Origin of the sequence: Mesotoga infera, assembly GCF_900157305.1 — a bacterium.
Classification (GTDB): Bacteria; Thermotogota; Thermotogae; order Petrotogales; family Kosmotogaceae; genus Mesotoga; species Mesotoga infera.
In genome coordinates this window covers 1996768-2020202 of the sequence record NZ_LS974202.1, presented here as the reverse complement: position 1 = coordinate 2020202, position 23435 = coordinate 1996768, and the positions used below count along the sequence as shown (strand labels likewise).

The 23435-nt window shown below is 45.9% G+C and carries 21 protein-coding genes and 1 tRNA gene; 3 read left to right on the top strand and 19 right to left on the bottom strand.

The window, feature by feature from the left end; genetic code table 11:
* Positions 1–4 precede the first annotated feature (4 nt).
* The 5 genes from MESINF_RS09150 to MESINF_RS09130 are packed head-to-tail and all read right to left on the bottom strand — an operon-like array spanning position 5 to position 4657.
* Complete coding sequence (locus MESINF_RS09150) at positions 5–679, bottom strand: hypothetical protein (protein WP_169699532.1); 675 nt, start codon at positions 677–679, stop codon at positions 5–7.
* Positions 676–1914 (bottom strand): S41 family peptidase, encoded by a 1239-nt coding sequence (locus tag MESINF_RS09145; RefSeq protein ID WP_169699531.1) that lies wholly within the window; start codon positions 1912–1914, stop codon positions 676–678. Before MESINF_RS09145 ends, MESINF_RS09150 begins: the two co-directional genes overlap by 4 nt.
* Positions 1911–2687, bottom strand: coding sequence for a tRNA (adenine-N1)-methyltransferase (locus MESINF_RS09140; protein ID WP_169699530.1), 777 nt, complete (start codon positions 2685–2687; stop codon positions 1911–1913). Before MESINF_RS09140 ends, MESINF_RS09145 begins: the two co-directional genes overlap by 4 nt.
* Positions 2688–2963 carry a metal-sensitive transcriptional regulator gene (locus tag MESINF_RS09135; RefSeq protein WP_169699529.1) on the bottom strand — a complete coding sequence of 92 codons (276 nt, stop codon included), beginning with the start codon at positions 2961–2963 and terminating at the stop codon, positions 2688–2690. It lies immediately after the preceding gene.
* Positions 2964–2992: 29 nt separating this feature from the next.
* Positions 2993–4657, bottom strand: a complete 1665-nt coding sequence (locus MESINF_RS09130; RefSeq protein WP_169699528.1) for a nucleoside kinase — start codon at positions 4655–4657, stop codon at positions 2993–2995.
* 63 nt (positions 4658–4720) lie between these two features.
* On the opposite strand from MESINF_RS09130, the gene MESINF_RS09125 reads away from it, so the two are divergent.
* Positions 4721–4796 (top strand) — tRNA-Gln (locus tag MESINF_RS09125).
* Positions 4797–4833: 37 nt separating this feature from the next.
* Here MESINF_RS09125 and MESINF_RS09120 read toward each other — a convergent pair.
* From MESINF_RS09120 to MESINF_RS09070, 11 genes are all read right to left on the bottom strand, one after another.
* On the bottom strand, positions 4834–6885 hold the full coding sequence (locus tag MESINF_RS09120; protein WP_169699527.1) for a peptidylprolyl isomerase: 2052 nt from the start codon (positions 6883–6885) through the stop codon (positions 4834–4836).
* 144 nt (positions 6886–7029) lie between these two features.
* Complete coding sequence (locus tag MESINF_RS09115; RefSeq protein ID WP_169699526.1) at positions 7030–8634, bottom strand: glycoside hydrolase family 57 protein; 1605 nt, start codon at positions 8632–8634, stop codon at positions 7030–7032.
* Positions 8635–8638: 4 nt separating this feature from the next.
* Entirely contained in the window at positions 8639–9373 is a 735-nt protein-coding gene (locus MESINF_RS09110) for a DUF4912 domain-containing protein (protein ID WP_169699525.1), read from the bottom strand.
* 136 nt (positions 9374–9509) lie between these two features.
* Positions 9510–10769, bottom strand: a complete 1260-nt coding sequence (gene hisS, locus MESINF_RS09105; RefSeq protein ID WP_169699524.1) for a histidine--tRNA ligase — start codon at positions 10767–10769, stop codon at positions 9510–9512.
* A 3-nt stretch (positions 10770–10772) separates the two neighbouring features.
* Positions 10773–12257, bottom strand: a complete 1485-nt coding sequence (locus tag MESINF_RS09100) for a TrkH family potassium uptake protein (protein ID WP_169699523.1) — start codon at positions 12255–12257, stop codon at positions 10773–10775.
* Positions 12258–12917: a potassium channel family protein gene (locus MESINF_RS09095; RefSeq protein ID WP_169699522.1), complete on the bottom strand. Its 660-nt coding sequence runs from the start codon at positions 12915–12917 to the stop codon at positions 12258–12260.
* A complete protein-coding gene (locus MESINF_RS09090; RefSeq protein WP_169699521.1) occupies positions 12914–13366 on the bottom strand; it encodes a potassium channel family protein in 453 nt (150 codons plus the stop codon). Before MESINF_RS09090 ends, MESINF_RS09095 begins: the two co-directional genes overlap by 4 nt.
* Positions 13367–13370: 4 nt before the next feature.
* A complete protein-coding gene (locus MESINF_RS09085) occupies positions 13371–13976 on the bottom strand; it encodes a response regulator (RefSeq protein ID WP_169699520.1) in 606 nt (201 codons plus the stop codon).
* Between the two features lie 123 nt (positions 13977–14099).
* Positions 14100–14489, bottom strand: coding sequence for a hypothetical protein (locus tag MESINF_RS09080; RefSeq protein ID WP_169699519.1), 390 nt, complete (start codon positions 14487–14489; stop codon positions 14100–14102).
* A complete protein-coding gene (gene feoB, locus MESINF_RS09075) occupies positions 14486–16432 on the bottom strand; it encodes a ferrous iron transport protein B (RefSeq protein ID WP_169699518.1) in 1947 nt (648 codons plus the stop codon). Before feoB ends, MESINF_RS09080 begins: the two co-directional genes overlap by 4 nt.
* A gap of 11 nt (positions 16433–16443) precedes the next feature.
* The gene (locus tag MESINF_RS09070) at positions 16444–16890 is read right to left on the bottom strand and encodes a FeoA family protein (RefSeq protein WP_169699517.1); all 447 of its coding nucleotides are present in this window, start codon (positions 16888–16890) and stop codon (positions 16444–16446) included.
* A gap of 177 nt (positions 16891–17067) precedes the next feature.
* Here MESINF_RS09070 and MESINF_RS09065 point away from each other — a divergent pair, with 177 nt between their 5' ends.
* Positions 17068–17871 carry a PhzF family phenazine biosynthesis protein gene (locus MESINF_RS09065; protein ID WP_169699516.1) on the top strand — a complete coding sequence of 268 codons (804 nt, stop codon included), beginning with the start codon at positions 17068–17070 and terminating at the stop codon, positions 17869–17871.
* Positions 17872–17876: 5 nt separating this feature from the next.
* On the opposite strand, the gene MESINF_RS09060 is transcribed toward MESINF_RS09065, so the two are convergent.
* From MESINF_RS09060 to MESINF_RS09050, 3 genes are all read right to left on the bottom strand, one after another.
* Entirely contained in the window at positions 17877–18620 is a 744-nt protein-coding gene (locus MESINF_RS09060) for a hypothetical protein (protein ID WP_169699515.1), read from the bottom strand.
* A gap of 56 nt (positions 18621–18676) precedes the next feature.
* On the bottom strand, positions 18677–20407 hold the full coding sequence (locus MESINF_RS09055) for a phospho-sugar mutase (protein ID WP_169699514.1): 1731 nt from the start codon (positions 20405–20407) through the stop codon (positions 18677–18679).
* 62 nt (positions 20408–20469) lie between these two features.
* Entirely contained in the window at positions 20470–21852 is a 1383-nt protein-coding gene (locus MESINF_RS09050; RefSeq protein WP_169699513.1) for an MFS transporter, read from the bottom strand.
* A 247-nt stretch (positions 21853–22099) separates the two neighbouring features.
* Between MESINF_RS09050 and MESINF_RS09045 the strand changes: the two genes are divergently transcribed.
* Positions 22100–23383 (top strand): sigma 54-interacting transcriptional regulator, encoded by a 1284-nt coding sequence (locus MESINF_RS09045; protein WP_169699512.1) that lies wholly within the window; start codon positions 22100–22102, stop codon positions 23381–23383.
* Positions 23384–23435 lie beyond the last annotated feature (52 nt).

The window sequence follows — 23435 nt, the reverse complement described above, 5'->3', positions numbered from 1 at the left end:
CATTTCATGCCTTTCTCAAAAAGTATCTCACCGGCATGAAAGGTATAGAATAACGCTCCACTATCTCGAAGAATTGCTCCGAAAGGCTCGCGCCTTCCTTCAGAATTATTACCGGCCCCATACCCTGGAAAACGTCTGAAACGAACCGACCCAGACTGAAGGCGTTGGCATTATAAACCTTGTTGAATGTGTAACCTTCTTGAAGATATTTCTGGTAATCGCTTTCCATTATCAGCGAATACGATGGAATATAATCCAGATAAAAGCCGCCGTATTCTACAACTTCACTTCTGGTGACATCGTTGCCGAAGTACTTCGTGGTAGTCACAGCTCTGGATCCACTGCTTCCTGTTTCGATCAGTAAGATCGCGCGTAGTTTGTTGTAGGTATCGGTATATGGACAAATGAATCTCTTTTCACCGTTTTCCAGTGACATCAACCAGGCTCCGGCTTTTTCCTTTTCCAGTTCTTTCAATATCGAGCTGAACTTCTGCAAACTTTCCAGATGCTCTTTGAAGTCCTGTAAGTAAGGAAAGATACTGTTTCTGATTGAAAAGTCGGGAGAGGACTTTCTGCTCCCGACTTCCTTAACTGCTGGATAAAACGCGAAAATCATGCCCACAAGGCCAAAAACCAGAGCAACCAGTGAAATGAATATTGTGAACTTTCTCAATTTCAATTGGCCACACCGACTCCCAGCATTTGAGCTATCGCCTCGAGGGCCGCGAATAATTGTGCATCGTTTTCAATATCTACCGCTGCAGTTGACAGGGTTAGAGCCCTGTTTTCGTCTTCTAGAGAGACTGCCGTCGCTTCAACGGTGATGTTCGGTTCTATGCCTACAAGATGTATGTCGTCTCCGTTAGGAGTGAAGTAATGGGCCGTCGGCAACCATATCTCGCCACCGTTGGAGAGATTGTACACTGTCTGAACGGCGGCTTTGCCAAAAGTCCTCGTACCTATTACCGTCGCTATATTGTGGTCCTTCAAGGCACCTGTCAATATTTCGGAGGCCGAGGCGCTTCCTTCGTTAACGAGCACTACGATAGGCTTGTTCGTAAAATAGCTGTTATAGCGTGAACCCCAGGAATTGTAGATTTCTTCCTGTCCATCCCTGTATCTTATAGTTATCACCCGCTGTCCTTTGGGAAGTATAAGGGAGGAAATGTTCAAAACGCTCTGGAGTAGACCTCCGGGATTGTTCCTCAGATCGATTATGTAAGCCTGACTATCTCTGGTGAGATCGAGGGCGTTCTGGAACTCTTCGTACGTGGGCGCGTTGAACCCCGTTATCTGTATGTAGGAAATGCTAGAGCCCTCGTAATCAATGATCTCGCTTTTAACGCTCTTGATTTCGATTATCTCCCTTGTGATTTCGAAGAAGATCGTTTCGGTAGATCCTTGTCTGTAAACCTCGAGGATGACTTTTGTGCCGGGCTCTCCTCTAAGCATGTTCACCGACTCGTAATAGCCGGTCTGTGAGACAGGTGTACCGTCTATCGTAATAATCAAGTCTCCTGATCTAAGGCCGATCCTTTCGGAGGGACTTCCGGCCATAGGCGACACGACCTGGAGACATTCGAACTCGATGTTGTACTGCACGACCGATCCAATACCTCCGTACTTGGAACTGGTATCGATTTCGTTTTCCTTAGTCTCAACCGGATCGAAATACCAGGCGAAGGGATCTTCCAGTCCCCTCATAGTACCTTTAAGAACTTCATCCAGAATATTGTCGTAGTCAACCTTTTCGATATCGTAGTAATTTCTGTCTATATAGGTCAGTATTTCGAACATTGGGCTGAACTTATCGAGCATGTTTTCGTACGATAAAGAGGTGAAAGCTCCCAAAAAGAAGACACCGACAAGCGCAGAGATAACTCCAACGGTCTTAAAAAGTTTATTCTTTTTCATGATCTACTCCTCCTCTTGATCTTCACACCAAAAACAAGGTATGCCGTATGTCCCACCATACGGTCCTCGGGTCGCAATCTATCGGGATTGGTTTTGTAGTTTCTTGCCATTATCTCCCACATCTGAATATCGACAACACCCAGCTCTCCAAGACGTCTTATGGATTCTTGAACTTGATTGGTCGTCGGACAAAGAACGCAGATTCTACCGCTGCCTTTCAATGTCGAAACTGCTCTGCCCATTACTGCAAGAGGGTCGGGTACATCCAGAAAGAAAGAATCGGCCACGTTCTCTTCGTTGCAATTCTCTATATCTTCCGGAAAAAAAGTCACCCTGTCTATTTTCCCGAGAGCGGCCACATTTTCCCGGGCTCTCCTGACGAAATCACTTCTTTTTTCGTAGGTTACCACACGCCCAGAACTCCCCACCATCCTGGACAAGACAGAAGTCATGACACCGGTTCCCGTTCCCGCCTCATAAACGATATCCCCATCTTTGATGTCTAGGTTGAGCGTTATGAACGCGATATCTTTCGGATAGACTATCTGTGTAGAACGTTTAAGCGAGAGGACTCCATCCAATAAAGATGGCTTTAACACATAAGCTCCCTTGAATCCCAGTGAAACGAAAGAGCCGTACTCCATACCTACTAGGGAGGACATGATCAGATTCCCATAATGGGTCGCCAGAACTTTTCCTTCGCTCACTTCTGCGAAAAACCTCGTCTCTTCATCTTCGAGTAGTATTACAACACGATCACCTGGTCTTATCATTCATATTCCTCTAAGTTTGATGATGTTTTCGATCAGATTATCCAGCTCCTCGATTTTCCCTGCTTCGTTGGCCTCAACAACGCATTTTCTGGCATAACCCTTGATTATCATCTCCGAAACCCTCGAGAGAGCCGAGTTGACTGCAGAAACCTGTGTGAGAATGTCGCCGCATACTCTATCATTCTCTACCATCTTTTGCAGTCCTCTTATCTGTCCTTCGATCCTCTTCAACCTATTAAGGACTGCTTTTCTGGTACTATCATCCATAACCTGCATTTCCTCTCTCCTTTGTTTCGTCGGTTTTTTCAGTAACTGAACACACTACCGCCGATAAATTCCTTTATTATGGAAGTTCTTGGCACATCTTCCAGATTGGTTATTGGCAAAAAGTAATCTATAAACCTCAAAAGCCTTTTCGCTTCTAAGAACTCAGGTACCGAATCATCTATCTGGACAAGGAGGGGTTCTGCGAAACTCTTTAGTATAGCCAGCTCGTAAGCCAGCGCGGAGTTGAACATAGCATCGGCCTCTTCCTGGAAGGGGAAAATGTACCTGTCCTCTCCCCTTCTGACACTCGACCACATTCTAATCGTGTCCAGAGCCGAGTGCCCCCTGAACCTGTTGTCCCTCACTATTCTGCGCAACAATCTGACATCGGTGGTTGGAATTCTGTTCATATTATCTATATTCAACTGGGTTAGCGCGCTCACATATATCTTGAATTTTCTTTCTTTAGGTATCGAAGCCGTCAGCAGCTCATTTAGACCGTGAATACCTTCCACGATTATTGGCTGATCGTGACCTATTGAAACGGCCTTTTCTTGAAAACCGCTCTTTCCGAGAAGAAAATCGAATTTTGGAAGCAACACCTCTTTACCCTCGAGCAACTCACCCATCTGTCTGTTGAAGAGGTCAATATTTAGTGCGTATATCGACTCGAAATCGTAGTTTCCGTTTTCGTCCCGTGGGGTATCCTTTCTATCGAAGAAGTAATCATCCAGCGAAATCTGGATCGGATTCATTCCCAGTACTTTCAACTGCAACATGAGCCGTTTTGAAAAGGTGGTTTTCCCCGAGCTCGACGGTCCGGCAACCAGGATAACCCTCGCACTCTCTCGACTCGCTATCTGATCGGCTATTCCTGCTATCTTCTTTTCATGGAGAGCTTCGGCGATGTTTATCATCTCTCTGGTTTCCTTGTATCCTTTACTTATTATTCCGTTCAACTCGCCTATCGTCTTGACACCGAGTATGCCTCCCCAGCGTTCGTGTTCGAGAAAGATGCTGGAAATTTTCGGTTGATCCACGAAATCCGGCAGAGTGTTAGGTTCGCTTGGTGAAGGCAGGTTCAGCACGAAATAACTGCCGTAGGGTATGAGTGAGAAATTGTTCACAGAACCTGTGGAGAAAGGCATGTAACCGTAAAAATAATTCAGATAACCTTTGCACCGGTATATATTGACTGTGGATTTTTTTCGATACTTGAAGAGTAGAGCTTTATCGATCTGACCGTCTTCCATGAAAAGTCTTATCGCCTCGAACTTTCCTATGGTGTCCTTTATGAATGGGACGTTCTCCTCAACTATCTCCCTCATCTTTTTCTGAATTCTGCCGAGAAGTTCATGATCCGTCGCGAAACCCTCTATTTCACAGATCAGACCGGAACCCCTCGAATGATGGACGTCAAGCGAGACCTTTCCAAGCAGCTCTCTGACGGCCATGAAGAGTATAAAAATGGCTCCTCTGGTATAGATTCTTATCCCATCTAGTGAACTGAGATCGACCAATTCGATCTCCTTCTCGTCAGCGATAGGTCTACAGAGTTCAAGAAGAGAGTTCCCGGATTTTGCGGCCATTATTGGGGACCCGTACCTTTCTTGAAACCTGCAAGCCAGATCCTGAAAGGTCATTCCTTCGGAGACCGAAATCGATTCCTCGATTCCTTTGATTCTTAAAGTTTTCTTCGTCATACTTATATCACCACTTCTGAATCGTTGACAGCATCGAGAGCCAATGCTAAAATCTACTAGCGATGGGGCGTCGCCAAGCTGGTAAGGCATCAGATTTTGGCTCTGACATCCGTAGGTTCGAATCCTGCCGCCCCAGCCAGAAAAAGGGTGGCTTCGGCCACCCTTTTTGGTATGTATCAGTTTTCCGTTCCGGTAGCTTCCGTAGTAGTGCCGGTGCCCGTTGCCAGCTCTGATATCTGGAACTGAACGGTCTCTATCGTCGATTTTAACGCCGCATCATCGGGATACAGTTCCAGAAGCATCTCCAGGTAACTCATCTCACCTATGAGGTACATCCGCATCATCTGTTCGTTTTTCTGTATATTCGCGAGTTTCTCGTACATATCCACCAGCAGATAGAGTGTGCTGACTTTAAGATCCGTTGCAACGTCCGTAATGTTGAGTATTTTCATGTTCAGGTCGCTTTCGACGCTTTGAACGGGAGAATCGATCAAAAAAGAAACGGTCTGGGCTCCAAAGTACTGACCGTAGTACTGGAGATAGCTATCCAGAAGCGTAGGATTCTCCAAGAGCGGCCTGATATTTCTGTTGTAGATACTCTCGTTATAGAGATATACGATCTTCGGATCATTTCCATCTATCCTGTACATGTAGTTTATCACCTGCGAGGAATTGGGCATCGCCGAGTACAGGAACTTTACACTGCTTTCGAAATAAGTGTTGGTTTTGTCATATGCTTCGTTCTTTTCCGAGAGCAGTTTCTCCACATCCACCAATTCCGAAATGCCGTATTTGTCAAAGTAATCGTGCGCTCTCTGCGAATTGGAAAGATATACTCTTGTTATCGAATCGGTTGACGGAGTGGTTTCAAGCTGAGCCGCTATCTCTTCTTTCGATAGGGATGTTATGCTCGCGGGAACTGTGGTCAATATACTTTTAAGATCCTCAAGATCTAGGATTTCGTTCCTGAGTTCAGAAACCCTGCTATCTGCGAGTTCTGTGTAGATAACCAACGGCAAGTAAGAATCACCTATCAAAACATTGCCTTCACCGTCGAAATACTCGTTCTGAAGCTCAGCCATTAGTTTTTGCGAGCTCTCGGCATCGTTTCTGCTGTTGGCGTATTTCTCGTACATTACCAGATCCGGATCGTTGATGGCATAGGAGAGCTTGTTCTCCTCCTTATAGCTGGAAAGCCACGAATTGAAACGGTCGTTGCTGTACTGGGAGTACTCGGTGTCGTATCCTGCAACTTTCACGAACTCTTCGTACGTATCGAAGGTCGTCTTGGTGGCCACGTCTATCAGGTGATAACCGAACTGCGACAGAACTGGGCCGGTTATGACTCCGGGAGTTGCTGCAAAAGCGGCATCTTCGAATTCCTTTACCATCTGCCCGTGTCCGAATTCGCCCAGATCACCGCCGTCAATCGCAGAACCTGTATCAATTGAAAATTCGCTGGCAGCCTGAGAGAAGGACAAAACACCCTCTTCGATCTTAGCTTTAAGCTCGAGAGCACTGGCCTCATCGGTTACCAGAATATGGCTGGCAGTTACTTTCTCGTACTCGTACTTTAGATCGGTCATGTTATCGGCCACGTACTGTTTGAAATCCTCTTCGATGTTCGGGAGCGCCTTTGCTTGGACATTCATCGAGAGGAGCTGTGTCGATACATACTCCTGAACTAATTCCGCGAAAGCCTCTACCGATCCGTATTGATATATTATTGCGGCCTTGGTGTTTTCATCGGCCACGTACTGATTGACTATGCGGTCGCTTTCGGATTTTATCTGTTGGGCAGTCGGAACCACATCATTCTCAACGGCGTACAGTAGAAGCGTTTTCTGATCGATGAGAGATCTGAAAAGCTCATATCTTATTCCCATCTCGCTGGGATTGTTTTCAACTTCAAAGTATGGATCCAGGTTGTAACCCTGACTCCTTATGTTGCTCAGAGTGTCTCTAGCTGAGATCTCGTATTCCGAATAAGTGATCCAGTACCTTGAATCGGTCACCGGGGTTCCATCTCTGGTGAGTCCGCCGACTGTTTCTTCGAACTTGACTGTCTGATCAACATCCTGCGTGTTATTCCTAAAACCGCTTCCGAGGTACTGGGCAACCGTCCACCAGATGATCCCGATCCCGAATAGTATGACTATTGCCCATACTATCGGGCGTTGAATTGATTTCATGAAATTGGCGTTTCTACTTGGTTTCTTTGCCGGCATCTAATTTTCAACTCCCTCCACATACCGATACTCTACAACCAACAAGGGGAGGTAATAAGCCTCCCCCGCCTTCAGGAATTATACCACAGCCACAATTTACTTGTTAACGCACATTTGAAGAAAACGATTATTGTGTATCGAAGACTAACCAACCTGCCTGGAGTAGACTCTGAAGTCGATCGAAGAGAAGATACCGTCTATCCATTCCAGTGTTTTGAGTCTCTCTTCATCTATGGTATTCGACTCTATTTCTCCATAAAGAGTGAGAAGTCTATTTATATGCGTCTTAGTACGGTTAACGGCATACTCAACAGTTGTATTGGTTGTTATTATGAAAGCCCAATCGCTCGATTGCGCCAGGAGCAATTCTCTGGCCATCTGATTCAAAGCCCTTATTTTGAGTTTGTCTTCCGTTTTTTTGTATTTCCTTGCGAGTTCGATCATTCTTCTGATACCTTCATCGAGATGCCTGTAAATCCAGTCGTTTCTTCCGTTCAGCCACACTTCGTTATAACCGTTTGCGCCCCACGTGGAGATGTTTGGTGTGACGCACTGGACTTCGCCCATCGAATCGATTACCTCCGGCGGTGTCGCGCAGATCACGGTATCGTCTCCGTTCAATTCTCTGAAAAGCTCCTCTATGAAGATCGGTCCTTCGTACCACCAGTGACCGAAAAGCTCAGCGTCAAAAGGAGCGACAATTACGGGGCTCACACCATCGAACTGCTCGGAAAGTCTCTTGATCTGCTCACGCTTTCTGCTTGCGAAGTCTTTAGCGTGTTCCCTGGTGGCCTTCTTAGCTTCTTCGAAATCGTAATAGCTCTTTTCATTCAAAGAAACATCCTTGCCCGTTATTCTGTAGTACTTGATACCTGTGTTGCATCGCTCACCGCTGGGGTCTATGTAGGGTCTTATGTAATCCTCTTCTCTATCGAACCCAACATCTCTATAGAACTCTCTGTATCTGGAATCTCCGGGGTACCCGACTTCTGCGCTCCACACCTGTTGGCTTGACTCCGGATCTCTTGCAAAGACAAACACGCCCTCTGGAGTCATGACAGGTCTATACACACCGTATCTTGGAGCGGGATCTCCATACCACAGCCCGTGTGAATCCACGAAGAAGAATGAGAGGCCCCACTCTCTCAAGTAAGAATCTATTCCTGGAACGTAACCGCACTCTGCCAGCCAGATTCCTTTTGGAGGCTTACCCATGTGCCTTTTGTAGGTATCCACTCCCACTCCGATCTGAGCGTTCACGGCTTCCGGGTACTGTGTCATTAGGGGAAGAAAACCATGTGTGGCGTTGCAGGTAACGATTTCAAGGTTGCCCGTCTCCTGAAGTTGAGCAAACTCCCCCGAAAGGTCGCCGTTGCAGCGTAGATATACCGACTTGGTTTCTTCGAGTTCTTTGAGATAATGTTTCGCCAGCCTGTGGCTGGCGGGGTTTTCTGAGATTGTTCGCTCGATCTCCTTCTCGGCAAGTTCTATTGATAAATCGAGATACTTGAGGTACTTCTTTTGCAAATCCGCGTTGGCGAACATTTCCATCAGTGGAGGAGTTATACTCATGCTCACCCTGAAGTTGATACCGTCGTTCTTCAAGCGATTGAAAGCCCGAATTAGCGGGATATAAGTCTCCGTTATCGCCTCGAAAAGCCAGCGTTCTTCCATGAAGCTCGGAAAGTCCGGATGATTTATGAAGGGAAGATGGGCATGAAGCATCAATATGAATTTACCTTTTCTCATCTTCTCATCTCCCACTTCGAGACTTGGATATGCTCTTGATGAATTCTTCGGAAGAGGGATTGTCCAATGGACCAGACGATCTGATCGATGGAGAAACCCCTGTCGCTTCGGTCGAAACTTTTACTTCCTTTTTAGAACCTTTAGATAGATCCACCCAGGTCTCTTGATCGACAAATCGCGGAGTGTTCCTTGGGGTCCGGACGATTTTTGATTTCATGACACCCACAAAAAGCCCTCCGGTATAATACCCTATCTCCGCTATGTAGTCGGCATCGGGAAAATCCACTTGAAAGTACCAGTTACCTTCCTCAGACAGGATCTTCGCCTCTTTATACCTGTTTGCGTTCTTTCCATCGTAGATTATGTTGGTGATGTCGCTAACTCTTACAAAGAGATTGTTTCCGAGTTCATTTAGACGTTCTCTGGTCTCTTTAGAAAAATCCCATTTTATATATACCCAGTAAGGATTTACCGGATGTAGAGTAATCGAATCGGCGAAATAAGTCCTGGGAAGATCAACGTTTACAGGCTTGGAAGGTCTTTTGCTTTCCGAAGGAACCGTTACAACTGTCTGACTGCTCACCGGCACATCTTTATCCGAGATTTTCGACAGCGCTCTTGCGATATCCTTTTTGCCCATGGTTCTCTTAAGATGAACACCGAGCATCTTCGCGTATCTTCGCATTTCCTGAATCGACGGATCGGTCTTTAAAAAAGAACCGATTTCTTCTTTTTTCATAGCACAAATCCTCCCGGGCGTTATTGTCACTGCATATAATATAACACACCTTGGGAGGAAATATCAAGACAATAAGAACAACTATTGGCGATTATCTAGTTTTTTCTTTCCTGGATAACATAAATCGCGGTGTTATCTATATATCTCTCAGTTTATCGATAATATAGTCGACCATGTAATCTCCGTCAACCTGATACTGAGAACCATCCAGCATTATCTTCACCGTCACGAGATCCTTTTCGAGTTCCTCATCGCCTATGATAACCGAAATTTTGGCCCCTATCCTGGCGGCGTGTTTCATCTGATTTCTCATATTTCTCTCCATTACATCAACATAAGTGGAGATACCGGCTTTTCTGAGTCTTCTCGCGTACTCGAATCCTCTCAAAGATCCCTCTCTGCCGACGGCAAGAATGGCGACTTCTGAATTTCTATCGGTCTGGATGTTAACCTTTTCGGCTTTGAGGAGCATGACTATCCTTTCAATACCTGTTGCAAAGCCCACTGCGGGACAGCTCTTGCCTCCAATCACTTCGACGAGCCCGTCGTACCTTCCACCACCTACTATCTGATCCTGACTGCCAAGTGAGGGAGACCTTATTTCGAAGGCCGTACGGCTGTAGTAATCGAGTCCTCTCACCAGATGGGGATCGATCTCGTAATCGATTCCGGACTTTTCAAGATACCACTTCAAATCTTCGAAGTGTTTCCTGCACTCCTCGTCTAGATACTCAAGTATGTTCGGAGCGTTCTCGGATTGCTCCCTGTCGATTTTGCAGTCGAGCAACCTCAACACGTTGCTGTCGAACCTCCGCCTGCAGTCTTCACACATTCCATCGACTTTATCGCGGAAATACTCCCTCAGGGCTTCTTTGTACCTGGCTCTGCAGGAAGGACAGCCTATGGAGTTTATGAAAAGCTTGGTCTTGTTTATCTTCACTTCTTTTAAAAACTCGCAAGCCAGTTCGATTATCTCAAAATCCGCCATGGCACTGGCCGATCCAAGTATCTCCGCTCCGAACTGGTGAAATTGCCTGAGCCTGCCTGCCTGGGGTTTTTCGTAACGGAACATTGGTCCCATGTAGAAGAGCTTCACTGGAGAACCCAGATTTATGAAAGAATTCTCGATAAAGGCTCTCGCAACGCTGGCTGTGCCCTCCGGTCTTAGTGTGATCGACCTTCCGCCTTTATCATCGAAAGTGTACATCTCCTTCTGAACGACATCGGTCGATTCTCCAACGCTTCTTTTGAACAGCTCGGTTGCTTCGAATATCGGCGTGCGTATCTCGTTGTAGGCGTACCTGAAGGTTATGTTTCGGACAGCCTGCTCTATGTACTGCCAGTATTCGATATCTTCGAAAGCAATGTCCTGGGTTCCCTTGATTCTGTTAATCATTCCTCAATCATTCCTCCGTTTAGCCAGCATTACTTTTCCGTCTCTCAGTAATTTAGTTATAGCATATATCACGACAAGAAACTCAAGTCTTCCTAGAAACATACCGATTGTCTCCGTCCAGATCAAACCTACGGGTGAAGAGGGAAGGGTAATTCCCACCGAAAGTCCGACCGTGCTGAGTGCGGAGGCGAACTCAAAGGCGGAGAATGCCAGCGAATGACCGTAAGAAGCCGTGATACCAACTCCAACGGCGTACGTTATAAAGTAAAGCGAGAAAACCAACAGAATCTCTTTCACCAGTGAATGATTCAAATATCTTTTGGTCTCGCCCTTCCAGATCTCTTCTTTAAGCAAAGCGTTCTTCGGCAGAAAATACATCTTTATCTCCATCCAGAGAAGTTTCCAAAGAGCGAAGAGCCTGTACTGTTTCAGTCCTCCTGACGTGGAATCGAGATTACCGCCGAATATCATTAGAATTGTTAATAGGTAGAGCCCCATTTGATTCCATGGTATGAAGTCAACGGTGGAGAAGCCCGTACCTGTTAACGCCGAGACTGACTGGAAAAGAGCGTGCCTGAACTGAGTTCCTATCGACTCATAGAAGTATTTCATCGTTCCGGCCATTATCAATGGAGTGAAAAAAGCTATTATCAGAAACATCAGTTTTGGCTCTCCATTTTTCCAGAAGGCTCTGAAGTTTCTTCTCCAGAGCGTATAGTGAATACCGAAACCGGTAGCGCCAAGCAGCATAAGAACAATGGTCACGATCTCTACGGGCAGACTGTTGAACTCGCCGATAGAGCCCAGTCTGGTCGAAAAACCACCTGTGGCCAGGGCTGTCAAAGAGTGGTTTATAGCATCGAACCAGTTCATACCGGCTATTCTGTACATTAAAATACCGGCCACCGCGTATGAAGTGTAGATAACCGCAATCGTTCTTGTTGAACTTTTTATGTTGGGCACCAGATTATCCATGCGTCCTTCGGCCTTGTAAAGGCCGAGCCCTCCCGGTCCTAGTATCGCGGACATCATTATTATCGCAAACCCTGCTCCTCCGAGGAACTGCAATATGCTTCGCCACAAAAGGTAAGTGTCGGGTATCGCGAGCACGTTTACCATGGTAAGTCCGGTAGTTGTCAATCCGCTTGTGGACTCGAAAATCGCCTGTGTGAAGTTAAGATAACCGCCAAAGATGAAGGGAAGAGCTGAAAAGATTATTCCAAATACCCACGCAAAAAACACTATGATGGCACCTTCCTGAACCGTGATAGGTGCTCCAGGCTTGACCTTCATGATGAGCTTGAACAGTATGCCAAAAGCGAAGCAGATCACCGCCGCTTCGAGAAATGGCAGACTATCCACAAATACCGAAGGATACCAGATACAGTAAAGCACAGGAAGCATCATTACCAGAGGGAAGAAGACGAAGAGATTCCCTATGTAGCCAAAAACCAGTCTGTAGCGCTGCTTCAAAAGATTGCGGTACATTTATACTTCTCCTAGAAGCACTTCGAAAACCGATGACTGAACCTTTGGATTACTGAGAACCAGGAGGATGTCGCCTCCTTTTATGACGTTGTCCCCCCTAGGAATTATAACTTCGTTCTCTCTTATAATCGCACCGATCACGCTCTCTTTCGGAAGAGGGAGATTTTTAACGGCCTGACCTGTTGCCGGAGACTTATCGGTCATTTCAATCCTCAAGATGGAAATTTTTTCCGACGACGGCAGAAGATTGGTGATTTGCTCCCTGAAAAGACTGTCTTCGAGCGCCGATCCCAGTATCTCCGTGGGACTCACAACGTTCTTGATTCCCATCATCTGAAAAGTCGCTTTATTGTCGGGATCGTTCACAAGTGCTACAGGTCTCTCTATACCGTATACCCTCGCCGCCGTCAAGCAAGCTACTAGGTTGTCCTGATCGTTGGGAGTCAACGCAACGAAGAGATCTGTTCTATCGAGCTCCAGCTGTTCAAGAACGTATCTACGGCTTCCATCGCCTCTTATAACCAGCGCACGGAGTTTTTTGGCTATTTCTTCGCAGAACTTTTCGTTTTTATTTACGACCATAACCTGGTAACCCTTGCTCAGAAACCTTCTAGCGAGGTGATAGGCTATCTTTTCGCCACCTATTAGAACTATCTTCACCTCTCGTCACCACCGATGAAGTAGAGAACGTTTTTTATGTTTTCCACCGCGAGCAGAGTGGGACAGATGACCTCTATTCCGAAATCAGAAAACATCTCTATGTTGTTCGGATCGTAGACTCTGGCAACAACGCGTGCAACTTTGAAATACTCTTTCGCCGACATCGCTACCATAAGATTCGTGTTGTCGTCGGGTGTCAAAACCAGTACGACATCTGCCTTATCTACTTTAGCTTCCTTCAAAGTGTCGAGTTCGGTAGCATCTCCGAGAACGGTGAACCCGGTGAATTCAAAGGATAATGCCTGAAAAGACTCCTCGCTTCTGTCAACAACCACGACACTGCATCCCATGGTTGAAAGCCAGTTGGCCATTCTTGAACCGAGCCTACCACAACCAAATATGACGACATAATACTCGTCTTTCCTGATTGCGCCTTTCATGAACGGCATCGGATTATTCCTCCAGTTTTCTCAACTCTGACGATGCCTCTTTGAACTCCTCGTCAAGAGAAAGTGCGGCCCGCAAATGTTTTGCGGCCACTCTCGGGTTAGAGCTCTTTATCAGGAGAGCATAAAGGAAGTGTGGATAGGGCGAACTTGGAAAATCGGCGAAAAGCTCACGCAGCAGAGAATTGGCCTTCCTGAACTCTTTTTCCTCTATCAGTCTTCTAATATCTCTTGCCCTTTTTTGAAGACTTTCTTCGTTTTTTAACGATAGTTCGGCGGCCTGTCTCAGCTCTTGAGGAGTGAAGGGTTTGGTCAGAAAGTCCACTATGCCCAGCTTGAAGACGGCCCTGATAGATTCGGGAGAAGTGATTGCTGAAACAACTACTACTGGAATTGAATAAGCTCTATCTTCCAATTCTTTAAGGAACTGTACCCCATCCATCGAAGGTAGTGTTAGGTCCATGAAAATCAAATCCGGTTGTCTCTTTTCAATGGCCTCTAGCGCTTCTTCGGCTGTGACAAACCCACTGACTTCGTTGCCTTCGTTCTCCATGGTCTGCTTGATGATACGTCTCACATTCAGCTCGTCGTCGACCACGTAAACGAGCGCCATGCAATCACCCCCAAACACAAATCATATTACCACATCGGCGAGCAATAATGTCTAGTGATTCACTCTGGCCTTAATTATAGCCATTACAGAGTTCGATTGCACTTCCCAATGGTTCTTTGATCATTAAGTAGTGGTGAAACTTTTCTTGACATAGTCGGAAACGAAGGAGATCAGCAAACCGGAAAAGAGCAGAGGAAAGTTAATTACATCTACCGAAAGAAGGCATACACCGCCAATAAATCCCTCAAGCCATAAACTGAAGACAACAACGATCTGGTAAATCGAGAGGGTGTAAGAGAAGAAACTGCCTACTAAAAGATGGGAAGCCCTCTTCTTTGCATCCTCCCTTCTTTCTAGGAGTCCGAAAAGATAGATAGAACCATTCACAAGGATCACTATTCCCATCATCAAATCCTTTACGCTGAAGAGAATACCCAAGAGCGTATTTATTGCCAAGATCAGGTAAAGCACTCCCAAAAGAAACAACCAGGTAGAGATGTTTCTTATGCTCATAAAAGTCCCCCGATCATTCTGACCACCAGTGCAAGCGAATAAGCTACGGCGAGACTGTAAATTACGGAGAAGAAGACGTACCTGTAGCTTCCCGTCTCGTTCTTTGTTACCGCCAGAGTCGGCAGACAGGGTACATACAAAAGAACGAAGACAAGAAATGAGAAAGCCGTCACTGGTGAGATCGCCGCTCTCATCACTTCCATCGCGGAACCCATCAACGCATAGTTGCCATAGAACGTTGTCAAAGAAGAGACTATTACTTCTTTCGCCGCCACTCCGAAGACGAGACTAGAAATCATCTCCCAGGAAAAGCCCAGAGGGACAAACAACGGCTCCAGAGTTCGACCGATCATCGCGGCGTAACTCTGAGAACCTTCGGAAGGGAAGAAACTCAGTATCCAGATCACGATAGAGGCTCCCAATATGATCGTACCGGCCTTTTCAAGGAAGTGTCTCCCCTTGTTCCATGTATAGAGAATTATGGAACTAACCCTGGGTTTTCTGTACCTGGGCAGTTCCATGATCATCGTAGAGGGTTCTCCTTTAAAGAGGAGTCGATTGATTATGAGAGCCGAGATAACAGTAACGATGATGCTTAAAAGGTACAGGAAAAATACAACTACGCCGCCCTTGGCGCCAAAGAAGGTTCCGGCTATGAGTAGGAAAACAGGCAACCGGGCACTGCAGGAGATGAACGGTGAGACAAGTATCGTTACTATTCTTTCCTTAGGCTCGGAGATAGACCTGGTTGACATTATAGAAGATACGTTACATCCAAAACCGAGAAGCATGGATATGAAGGATCTACCGCTGAGTTTCATTGAGTACATAAGCCTGTCTATGACAAATGCGGCCCTTGGAAGATAACCCGACTCTTCTAGAACCCCCAAAGCCATGAAGAGTATGAAAATATTTGGGACGAAGACGAGTATGGCACCTATACCGCCTATGATTCCATCCACAACCAGAGAACGCAACCATGCGGGACCTATCAAATTTCCCAGAGAGCTTCCAAGAGTTTCAAGACCGCTTTCTATGAGGAGTGATAAGGGGCCCGAGACCGTAAAGGTCAATTGAAAGACGATATAAATAACGGACAAAAACACGAAAATGCCCAGAACCCTGTGGGTAATGACGTGATCGATGGCCTCGGAAAGATCCCATCCGTGTTTTTCTTTTCCCTTTACGGATGTTGAGAGAACTCTTTTTATATACCGGTATCTTGTTTCGGCGAGTTCGCTCGAAAAATCCTTTTCGACTTTGAAACCCGTGAGCTTCTCTACTTCACTATCGTGTTCAAGAGACTTTATAGCCAGCCATCTGCTATCGAATTCCGAAAGGGCTGGTACTAGTCTGAATCTGCCGGCAAGGGCTTCGATCCTTTGCTCTATCTCTTCTGAGAATAGGTAATGGATGTGGCTAGAAGAACGTACACTTTTGACCAGAGTTTCTTTCAATTCTTCTATACCTTCACCGGTAGCTGCCGAAGTCATTACCACAGGTATTCCCAGCTGTTTGCCGAGTTCGTTTTTGTCTATCTCCAGACCGGCCTTTCTGGCTTCGTCAACGGCGTTAACAACAAGCACCACGTCTCCCCTGAGTTCAAGAACCTGCAGAAGGAGATAAAGGCTCCTTTCAAGATTGATCGCATCACCTATCACAACAACAACGTTCGGACGTTCATCGATCAGAAAATCTCTCGCAATCTTTTCGTCGATACTCCTGGACCCCAGCGTATATGTACCCGGTAGATCGACTATATCGAGTGCTATATCGCCGTGTTTGAGAGAACCGACACGTTTTTCCACAGTTACGCCCGGCCAGTTGGCAACAATCTGTTTTGAACCGGTAAGACAATTGAATATACTCGTTTTGCCTACGTTTGGATTTCCCAGTAATGCTACAGTCGTTTTTTTGAGATCTGCTGAGCTTTTTGGCTGCATGATTTAGATTTTTATCTCTCCCTGATTATCACTCTGAAGGCCTGTCCTCTCGAGAGGGACAGGATCTTTCCATGAACCTCGACTTCTATCTTTCTGGTAGAGTTTTCCAAAACCCTGATAGTCGTTCCTTCCTGGATCGAACACTGTCTCATCCTCTCTCTCAATCCCCAGCCACCGTTGATGAGACTCACTACGTACTCCCCCGGCCGCGCGCTTGACAGAGGTATGGACGATGTTTCCACCAGGATCCACATGGCTATATCGTTCCTCAGCGTCACGTTGGTCCCCTTTATTCTGAAAACTTTGGGATCGCCAAAAGGAGCTATCTTCACCAGTTCTACTTCCTCTCCACTCACAAAACCCAGACCACAGAGCCTCTCCCTCACTTCTACCGGAAGCTCCAGCCTGCTTATCTTTCCCTTTTCTCCTTCACACATCCTTGACAGCGGGACTACCATCGGCATCATCCTTATTGAGAATATGTCTCAATAAGATTGTACCATCTATATCGTAGCTTTTCAGCAGGTATCCAAAAGAATTCGAAAGACACAGATTTGGCAGAAAAAGGACCGGTTTTTCTCTTAATAACCGGGAAAGTAGTAACATATCAATATCCAAGCGACGGAGGTGTGGTTATGGCCGCAATATACCAGGTGGATTCCTTCACAAAACTCCCTTTCAGTGGCAATCCCGCGGGAGTTTACATTAGCGACGTGGAACAAGATTACGAAACCTGCATCAAAATCGCCAGAGAGATGAACCTCTCCGAGACAGCCTTCCCCGTGAGAACAACCGATGATAATCACTACAGGTTAAGATGGTTCACCCCGACAACCGAAGTCCCGATGTGCGGACACGCAACTCTGGCAACGTCATGGGTACATTTCACCGAGCTCGGTATCGACGGAGATATATATTACGAAACTCTGAGCGGGCAGCTGAAAGTATCTCGAATTGGAGACGACCTGAAGATGGACTTTCCGTCAGAGCTTCCGTTCAGAATCGACTTAGACCAATCGATAGGAGAGGCTCTCGATTGTAACGGAATGGCATATTACTCAACCGGCACCCGGAAACTTCTTTTCGAAATATCCGACCGCAAAAAACTTGAAGGACTGCACCCGGATTTCTCAAAGATGGAGAAACTGTCAGTCGGTGTTCCTCTGAGGGGTTTGATCGTCACCTGTAAAGGCGACGGGGAGTTCGACTTCTTCTCCAGATACTTCGCTCCCTGGGTAGGAATAAACGAAGATCCCGTGACTGGCTCGGCTCACACAGTTTTGGGGCCTTTCTGGTCGGAGAGACTCGGCAAAGACAAACTCCGGGCTTACCAGGCTTCGCAAAGGGGCGGCGAAATAAGGCTTGAGATTCTTGACGGCAACAGGATATCCATAATCGGAAATGCCGTAACCGTTATCAGGGGGCAGATGCTTGTCTAATTGGCTCAGCGATTTATCTTTAGCTTGATCTCTTCCTCTCTCGGAGGGTTTACGGCCGCGAAAATTTTCTTGGACGGATCTTCCCTGGCTATCATAATGGCAAACAGGAAGATCAGTAGGAAAATAATACCAGATGAGATACCGGCTACTGCAACATAGTAGGATTGCGAAAGATTCTCTATTCCCGTGGAGAATGCAAAATAGGAAAACACCAGACCGTTTATCGGATCAATTTTGGTGTGCGCCAGGATCGAAGAGATAAGAACCATCAAGAAAAGAAAGAATATAGCTGTAAGCTCTGATCTCCAGAACATCGCCAGACTGGAAAGAAGGACGATAATGCTCCAAGAGAAAAGCAAACTTCCGATCGACATGTCTCTGAAATGTTTACGGAGTTTTCCATAGACCGGCCGGAAAACTCTATAGACCTGCCACGAGAGAAAGAGAAACGCCATGGATAGCACCAGAGATAACGACTCTACTCCAAAGGTCGAAAAAAGTATCCACAACGCACCACTCAAGTACAGAGAGAGTAGATAGAATCTGTCGAACTCTCTTTTATCGAGTGTTCTTGCAAAGATGAACTGGGTAAGAATAACGAGAATCCAGGCGGGATTGATCCATGGACCTATCCGGAAATAGCTGGGAACTTCATGAGGAAAGATTCCCGCGATCGTGGTGCTGATTATGTAGATAAATATCCAGAGCGCGATGAAGTAAAACAGTACGTTCTTGGATATACTCTTCAAAGGGCACCCTCCGTTTCTTCATTTGATTTATAGAAACAGACCTGACAACGAGAGAGTCACTTTATCCCGTTGAGTCTGCCCATTATCTCACGTTCGAATACTTCGATTCTTCTTTCCGTCGCCTCTCTGGTCTTTCCTCTCGAGTATATGTACAACTTCAGCTTCGGTTCGGTGCCCGATGGTCTTACGGCGTACCACGAACCGTCGTCGAAGAGATATTTCACCACATCCGAGCATGGGACATCTATAGATCTTTTCTCTTTGCCTCTTAAAAACGTTTCTATCCCTTCGAGATAATCGATATATGAAACCAGGTCAACTCCGTCAATACTTACTGGATAATCCTTCCTGTATTCTTTCATCATTCTTGCTATCCTCTCCTGGCCATGTACACCTTCAAGAACCAACGAGATCTGCTTTTCCGCGAAAAATCCGTATCTTTCAAACAGTCCCTCGAGAACTTCGTAAAGCGAAAGTCCGCGTTTCAAGAAATAAGCCGCCATTTCGCAGAACAACATCGAAGAGGAAATGGCGTCCTTGTCCCTTACAAAAGTTCCGGTCACGTAACCTATGCTCTCCTCGTAACCGAAAATGAAACTCCCTTTCCGGCTTTCTTCTATCTCCAGCGCCTTTCCGCAGATGTTTTTGAAGCCAGTAAGCGTTTCATAGGTCCTTACCCCATAATTTTCTGCGATGGTTTTCGCTAGATCTCCGGTTACTATAGATTTTACGATGAAACCGTTTTCCGGTAAGATCCCTTTCTCTCTCATAGATAGAAGAATATAGTTTACCAGCAAAGCGCCCGTCTGGTTTCCGTTAAAGGAAACGTACCCGTTCGCATGCCTAACCATAACAGCCATTCGATCGGCATCGGGATCGGCAGCGAGCAAAACATCGGCTCCCACCTTCTTCCCCATCTCTTCGGCTAGTTTGAAGGCCTTGATGTCTTCGGGATTCGGATAACCGACTGTAGTGAAGTCGGGATCGGGTTTTTCTTGCTCGGGAACCACGAAAACCTTTTTGAAACCCCTCTCTTCGAGTACTCTTCGTATCGGTCCATTTCCCGTTCCATTAAGCGGGGTGAAGACTATCCTTATATCTTTATCTAGTTCTTCGTGTGAATCTCTCAAGGAGAGCGATTTTACTCTGCTTATGTAAAGATCGTCAATCTCTTTTCCGGTATATACAAGAAATCCCTCCAACTCTGCCTTTTTGAGGGAGACATAATGAACGTCCGAAAAGAGATCTACCTTTTCGATCTCTCTGTAAACCTCATCGGCTATCTCCGGTAGTACTTGGGCTCCGTCTTCCCAGTAGAGCTTGTATCCGTTGTACTCTTTGGGATTGTGGCTGGCCGTTATCATTATTCCAGATATCGTCGAAAGATGAATTACAGAGAAAGATAGTTCCGGAGTGGGTCTTATGTCATCGAAGAGAAAGACCTTTATACCGTTAGCGCAGAGCACAGAGGCGGCCGTTTCAGCGAATTCTCGCGAGTGGTGTCTGACATCGTAGGCTATTACAACACCTCTCTTTTTTGCCGATTCACCGCGAGAGGCTATGTAATTGGCCAGTCCGTGTGTAACGCGGGCGACGTTGTATCTGTTCATCCGGTTGTCTCCCGCACCGATCTTGCCTCTCAGACCGGCTGTACCGAATCGCAATTGAGTATAGAATCTGTCTTTGATTTCTTCGGGAGAATCCTTTATCGACAGGAGTTCGTTTCTCGTCTCATCATCTATATACTCGCTTTCTAGCCATTTCCGAAATCTCTGATAGTAGTCCATTCTTTTCCCCCTCTCGATAATGATTATATCTTATGATGCCACTTGAAAAATACTGTATGGTTTTAGTCGTCTCTGACTATCTTCTTTGCAACTCTGCCCTTTATCGCCGCATAAATCGAGGGGAATTCGAATATTCTGGCCACAGACCTGTTGGCGCTGGCCGCGGTGATATTGTAGATTATCCTCGGTATTGAACTCTTTTTGCCAACTCTGATTCTTTTCAGAAAAGTCCATGCCAAAAAACGGAAGAGTGAAGAAAAGACGAACAGCAGCTGAATCCCGTAGAAAGGGAACCCGAAAATATCGAATTTTATGCTCTTCATTAAAGTTGCGAGAACCCCGCCTAGAAGCGATCCCGACAGAGCACCCAGACCGTTGGCGAAAGAGAGAACCGCAAAGTACGCCTCTGCACGCTCGCCTGGAAAAAGAGTCATCATAGTCGTGAAGAGGGTGAGATTCACACCGCTCCAGGCAAAACCACTCACTACCTGGTTGACGGGAATCAAAAAAATCGTTCCAAGATTGGTAAAAACCCATGTAATAGGCAAAAAGATCGTTATTCCCAGAGTGAAGTGTGCAACATCGAAACCACCTATCTCGTCGGTTATTTTACCCCATAACAGGTAGAATACCATGAGCGAAAGGCTATTCACGATGGTCATTATACTCATGAAAGAGTAGTCCAGTTTGAGGTTTATGATCTGGTGATAGGAAAAGAAGGGGCTGGATATGGCCAGGGCGAAGTTCCACACGAAAGAAAATGAAATGAATTTCTTGAACTGAAGATCCTTCAACGGTCTGATGAATACACCAACGCTGTAGGAAGGTTCCTGCCGCGGTGGTACATAATGGAGAGCCAGCACCAGAAAATCGGCAATCGCAAATCCTGTCGCTATGATCGATACGATGATGAATCCTTTACGTCCAGGAACATTGTCCAGAATAGAAGAGTAGATGAAAGTCATCGACATGGCCGTGAAAGAGCTCAAGAGATTTCTGCGGCTGTAAAACCTCCCACTGATATTCGCCGGCACTATGTCCTTCATTATCGATACCCAAAAATTCGAAGCAAAGCTGTTACAGATGGCAATAACCGAGAGGAGAATCAACAATATAGACTGGTGCACCATGCCCGTTGCGAGTGTGATGGATATGAAAGCCACCGTAATTCTCGATATCAGAGCAGTGCTGAGCAATGCTCTCTTTCTTGTGCCGGTTCTGTTCATGATGAAAGGTACCAGCAGCTGAACGAGCTGAGAAAGAACCGGTAAAACCCCGATAACAGATATGACGAGTTCTTCTGCTCTGTATTCGAGGGCAAGACCCGTCAGAATGAAACCCTGAGTGATTATGAAAAAACCGTTGTAGAAAAACGTATCCATGAAAGATAGTCTTCTGGTCTTCTTGTGAAGTTTCTCAGTGTCGAGTTCATTCATCGAGTCCATCTAATCCCCTTTCGATAACTATTGTAAACCCAAAACATAGAAAGCTGAATTATAAGAAAAGTGCGGCTGTCATTTAGACAACCGCCATGTTTGAGAGATAAGGGGTGGAATTCTCCACAATGTTTTTTATGCAAACTCGTGCCAGCATTTTGATTAACTCAGAAGCAGTGTGCAAAATTGCTTTCGGAATTGACAGCGTAGTTGTATAATCGCTAAGAACGGTTTTGAAAACGCTGGAGGTGGTATTTTGCTGTACAGAAAGATAACCGTTGGAGAGAATCTCGAGTCTTTACACTGTGAAGAACATTTCCAAAGTCTTTTCGATGTGGACTTCGATTTCCTGGTGAACCTGGGAAAGGAGACTCCTACGATTCTTTTCATAGATGGTGGAAACTACAGCAAAGATATCCTCAGTGACTGGGTCTTTGCATTCACCAATATAATACTGATAAACAACAACCCCATAAGGGCGTTCATAATCAGAGGTTACTCCGAAGAGACGCAGGAATTCAAAGGGTACTATCGAATTGTGGGAAGCTACAAAAGTTCCAGACAGATAGTTCAAGATATAATAGACAGCATAGACAGAAGCCTCGAAAAGATAATCGGAAACAGCGACAGGGTAATTCAGATGAAGCGTATGATCGTGCTTTCCATGTTTTATGACGGTTCTATCATGATACTCGGAGAAACAGGGTCGGGAAAGAATCTTCTTGCCGAAACTATTGCCAAACTATCTCCACGCGGCAACAAACCCTTCTATTCGATAAATTGTGCCGCAATTCCCGAAACACTCCTGGAGAGCGAGCTATTTGGTTACAAGAAAGGGTCCTTCACGGGTGCTACCGGCGAAAAGACAGGTCTCATAGAGCAGGCCGACAACGGAACCCTCTTTCTCGATGAAATCGGAGACATGCCCCTGAACCTTCAGGCAAAGATTCTAGCAATCACCGAAAACAGGGAGTTTTTCAAAATCGGAGCCACAAAACCGACGAAGGTCGACGTGAGATTCATTACAGCCACAAACAGAACCGAAGACTCGGCGATGAGAAACGATCTGAGGTACAGGCTTTCAGCTGTTAAGATAGATCTTCCCCCACTCAGAGAGAGAAAGACGGATATACCGTTGATTTTCGACAGTGTACTTGAGAGAAAGGGATACCTTGTAAGATTTGAAAATATCCCTAGAGAATTGAAAGAAAGGTTTCTCTCTTACAACTACCCGGGCAACATCCGCGAATTGTTGAACATGATTGAGGAGTATCTTGCTCTGAATGAGGTTGTACAGGCTACGGTTGATTCGTCGATTTCAAAGAACATAAAAACGCTCGCCGAAGATGCCCTCGTTGCCAGAATCGTAAAGGGGACCACTTACAAAGACTTTCTTCAGGAAATTTACAAGGGTGTATCAAGAGAGATACTCATCCAGAGGGCCAGTATTCTCGATAACGATATTAATGCACTGGCCGGTGAATTTGGACTCACACCGAGAAGAATAAGAGACCTTCTGTCGGAGCTTGAAGTTCAATAAACCTGAAGCCTCATTCATTGGGCGTATGGTTGCGTAATTGATGTAAAAATCC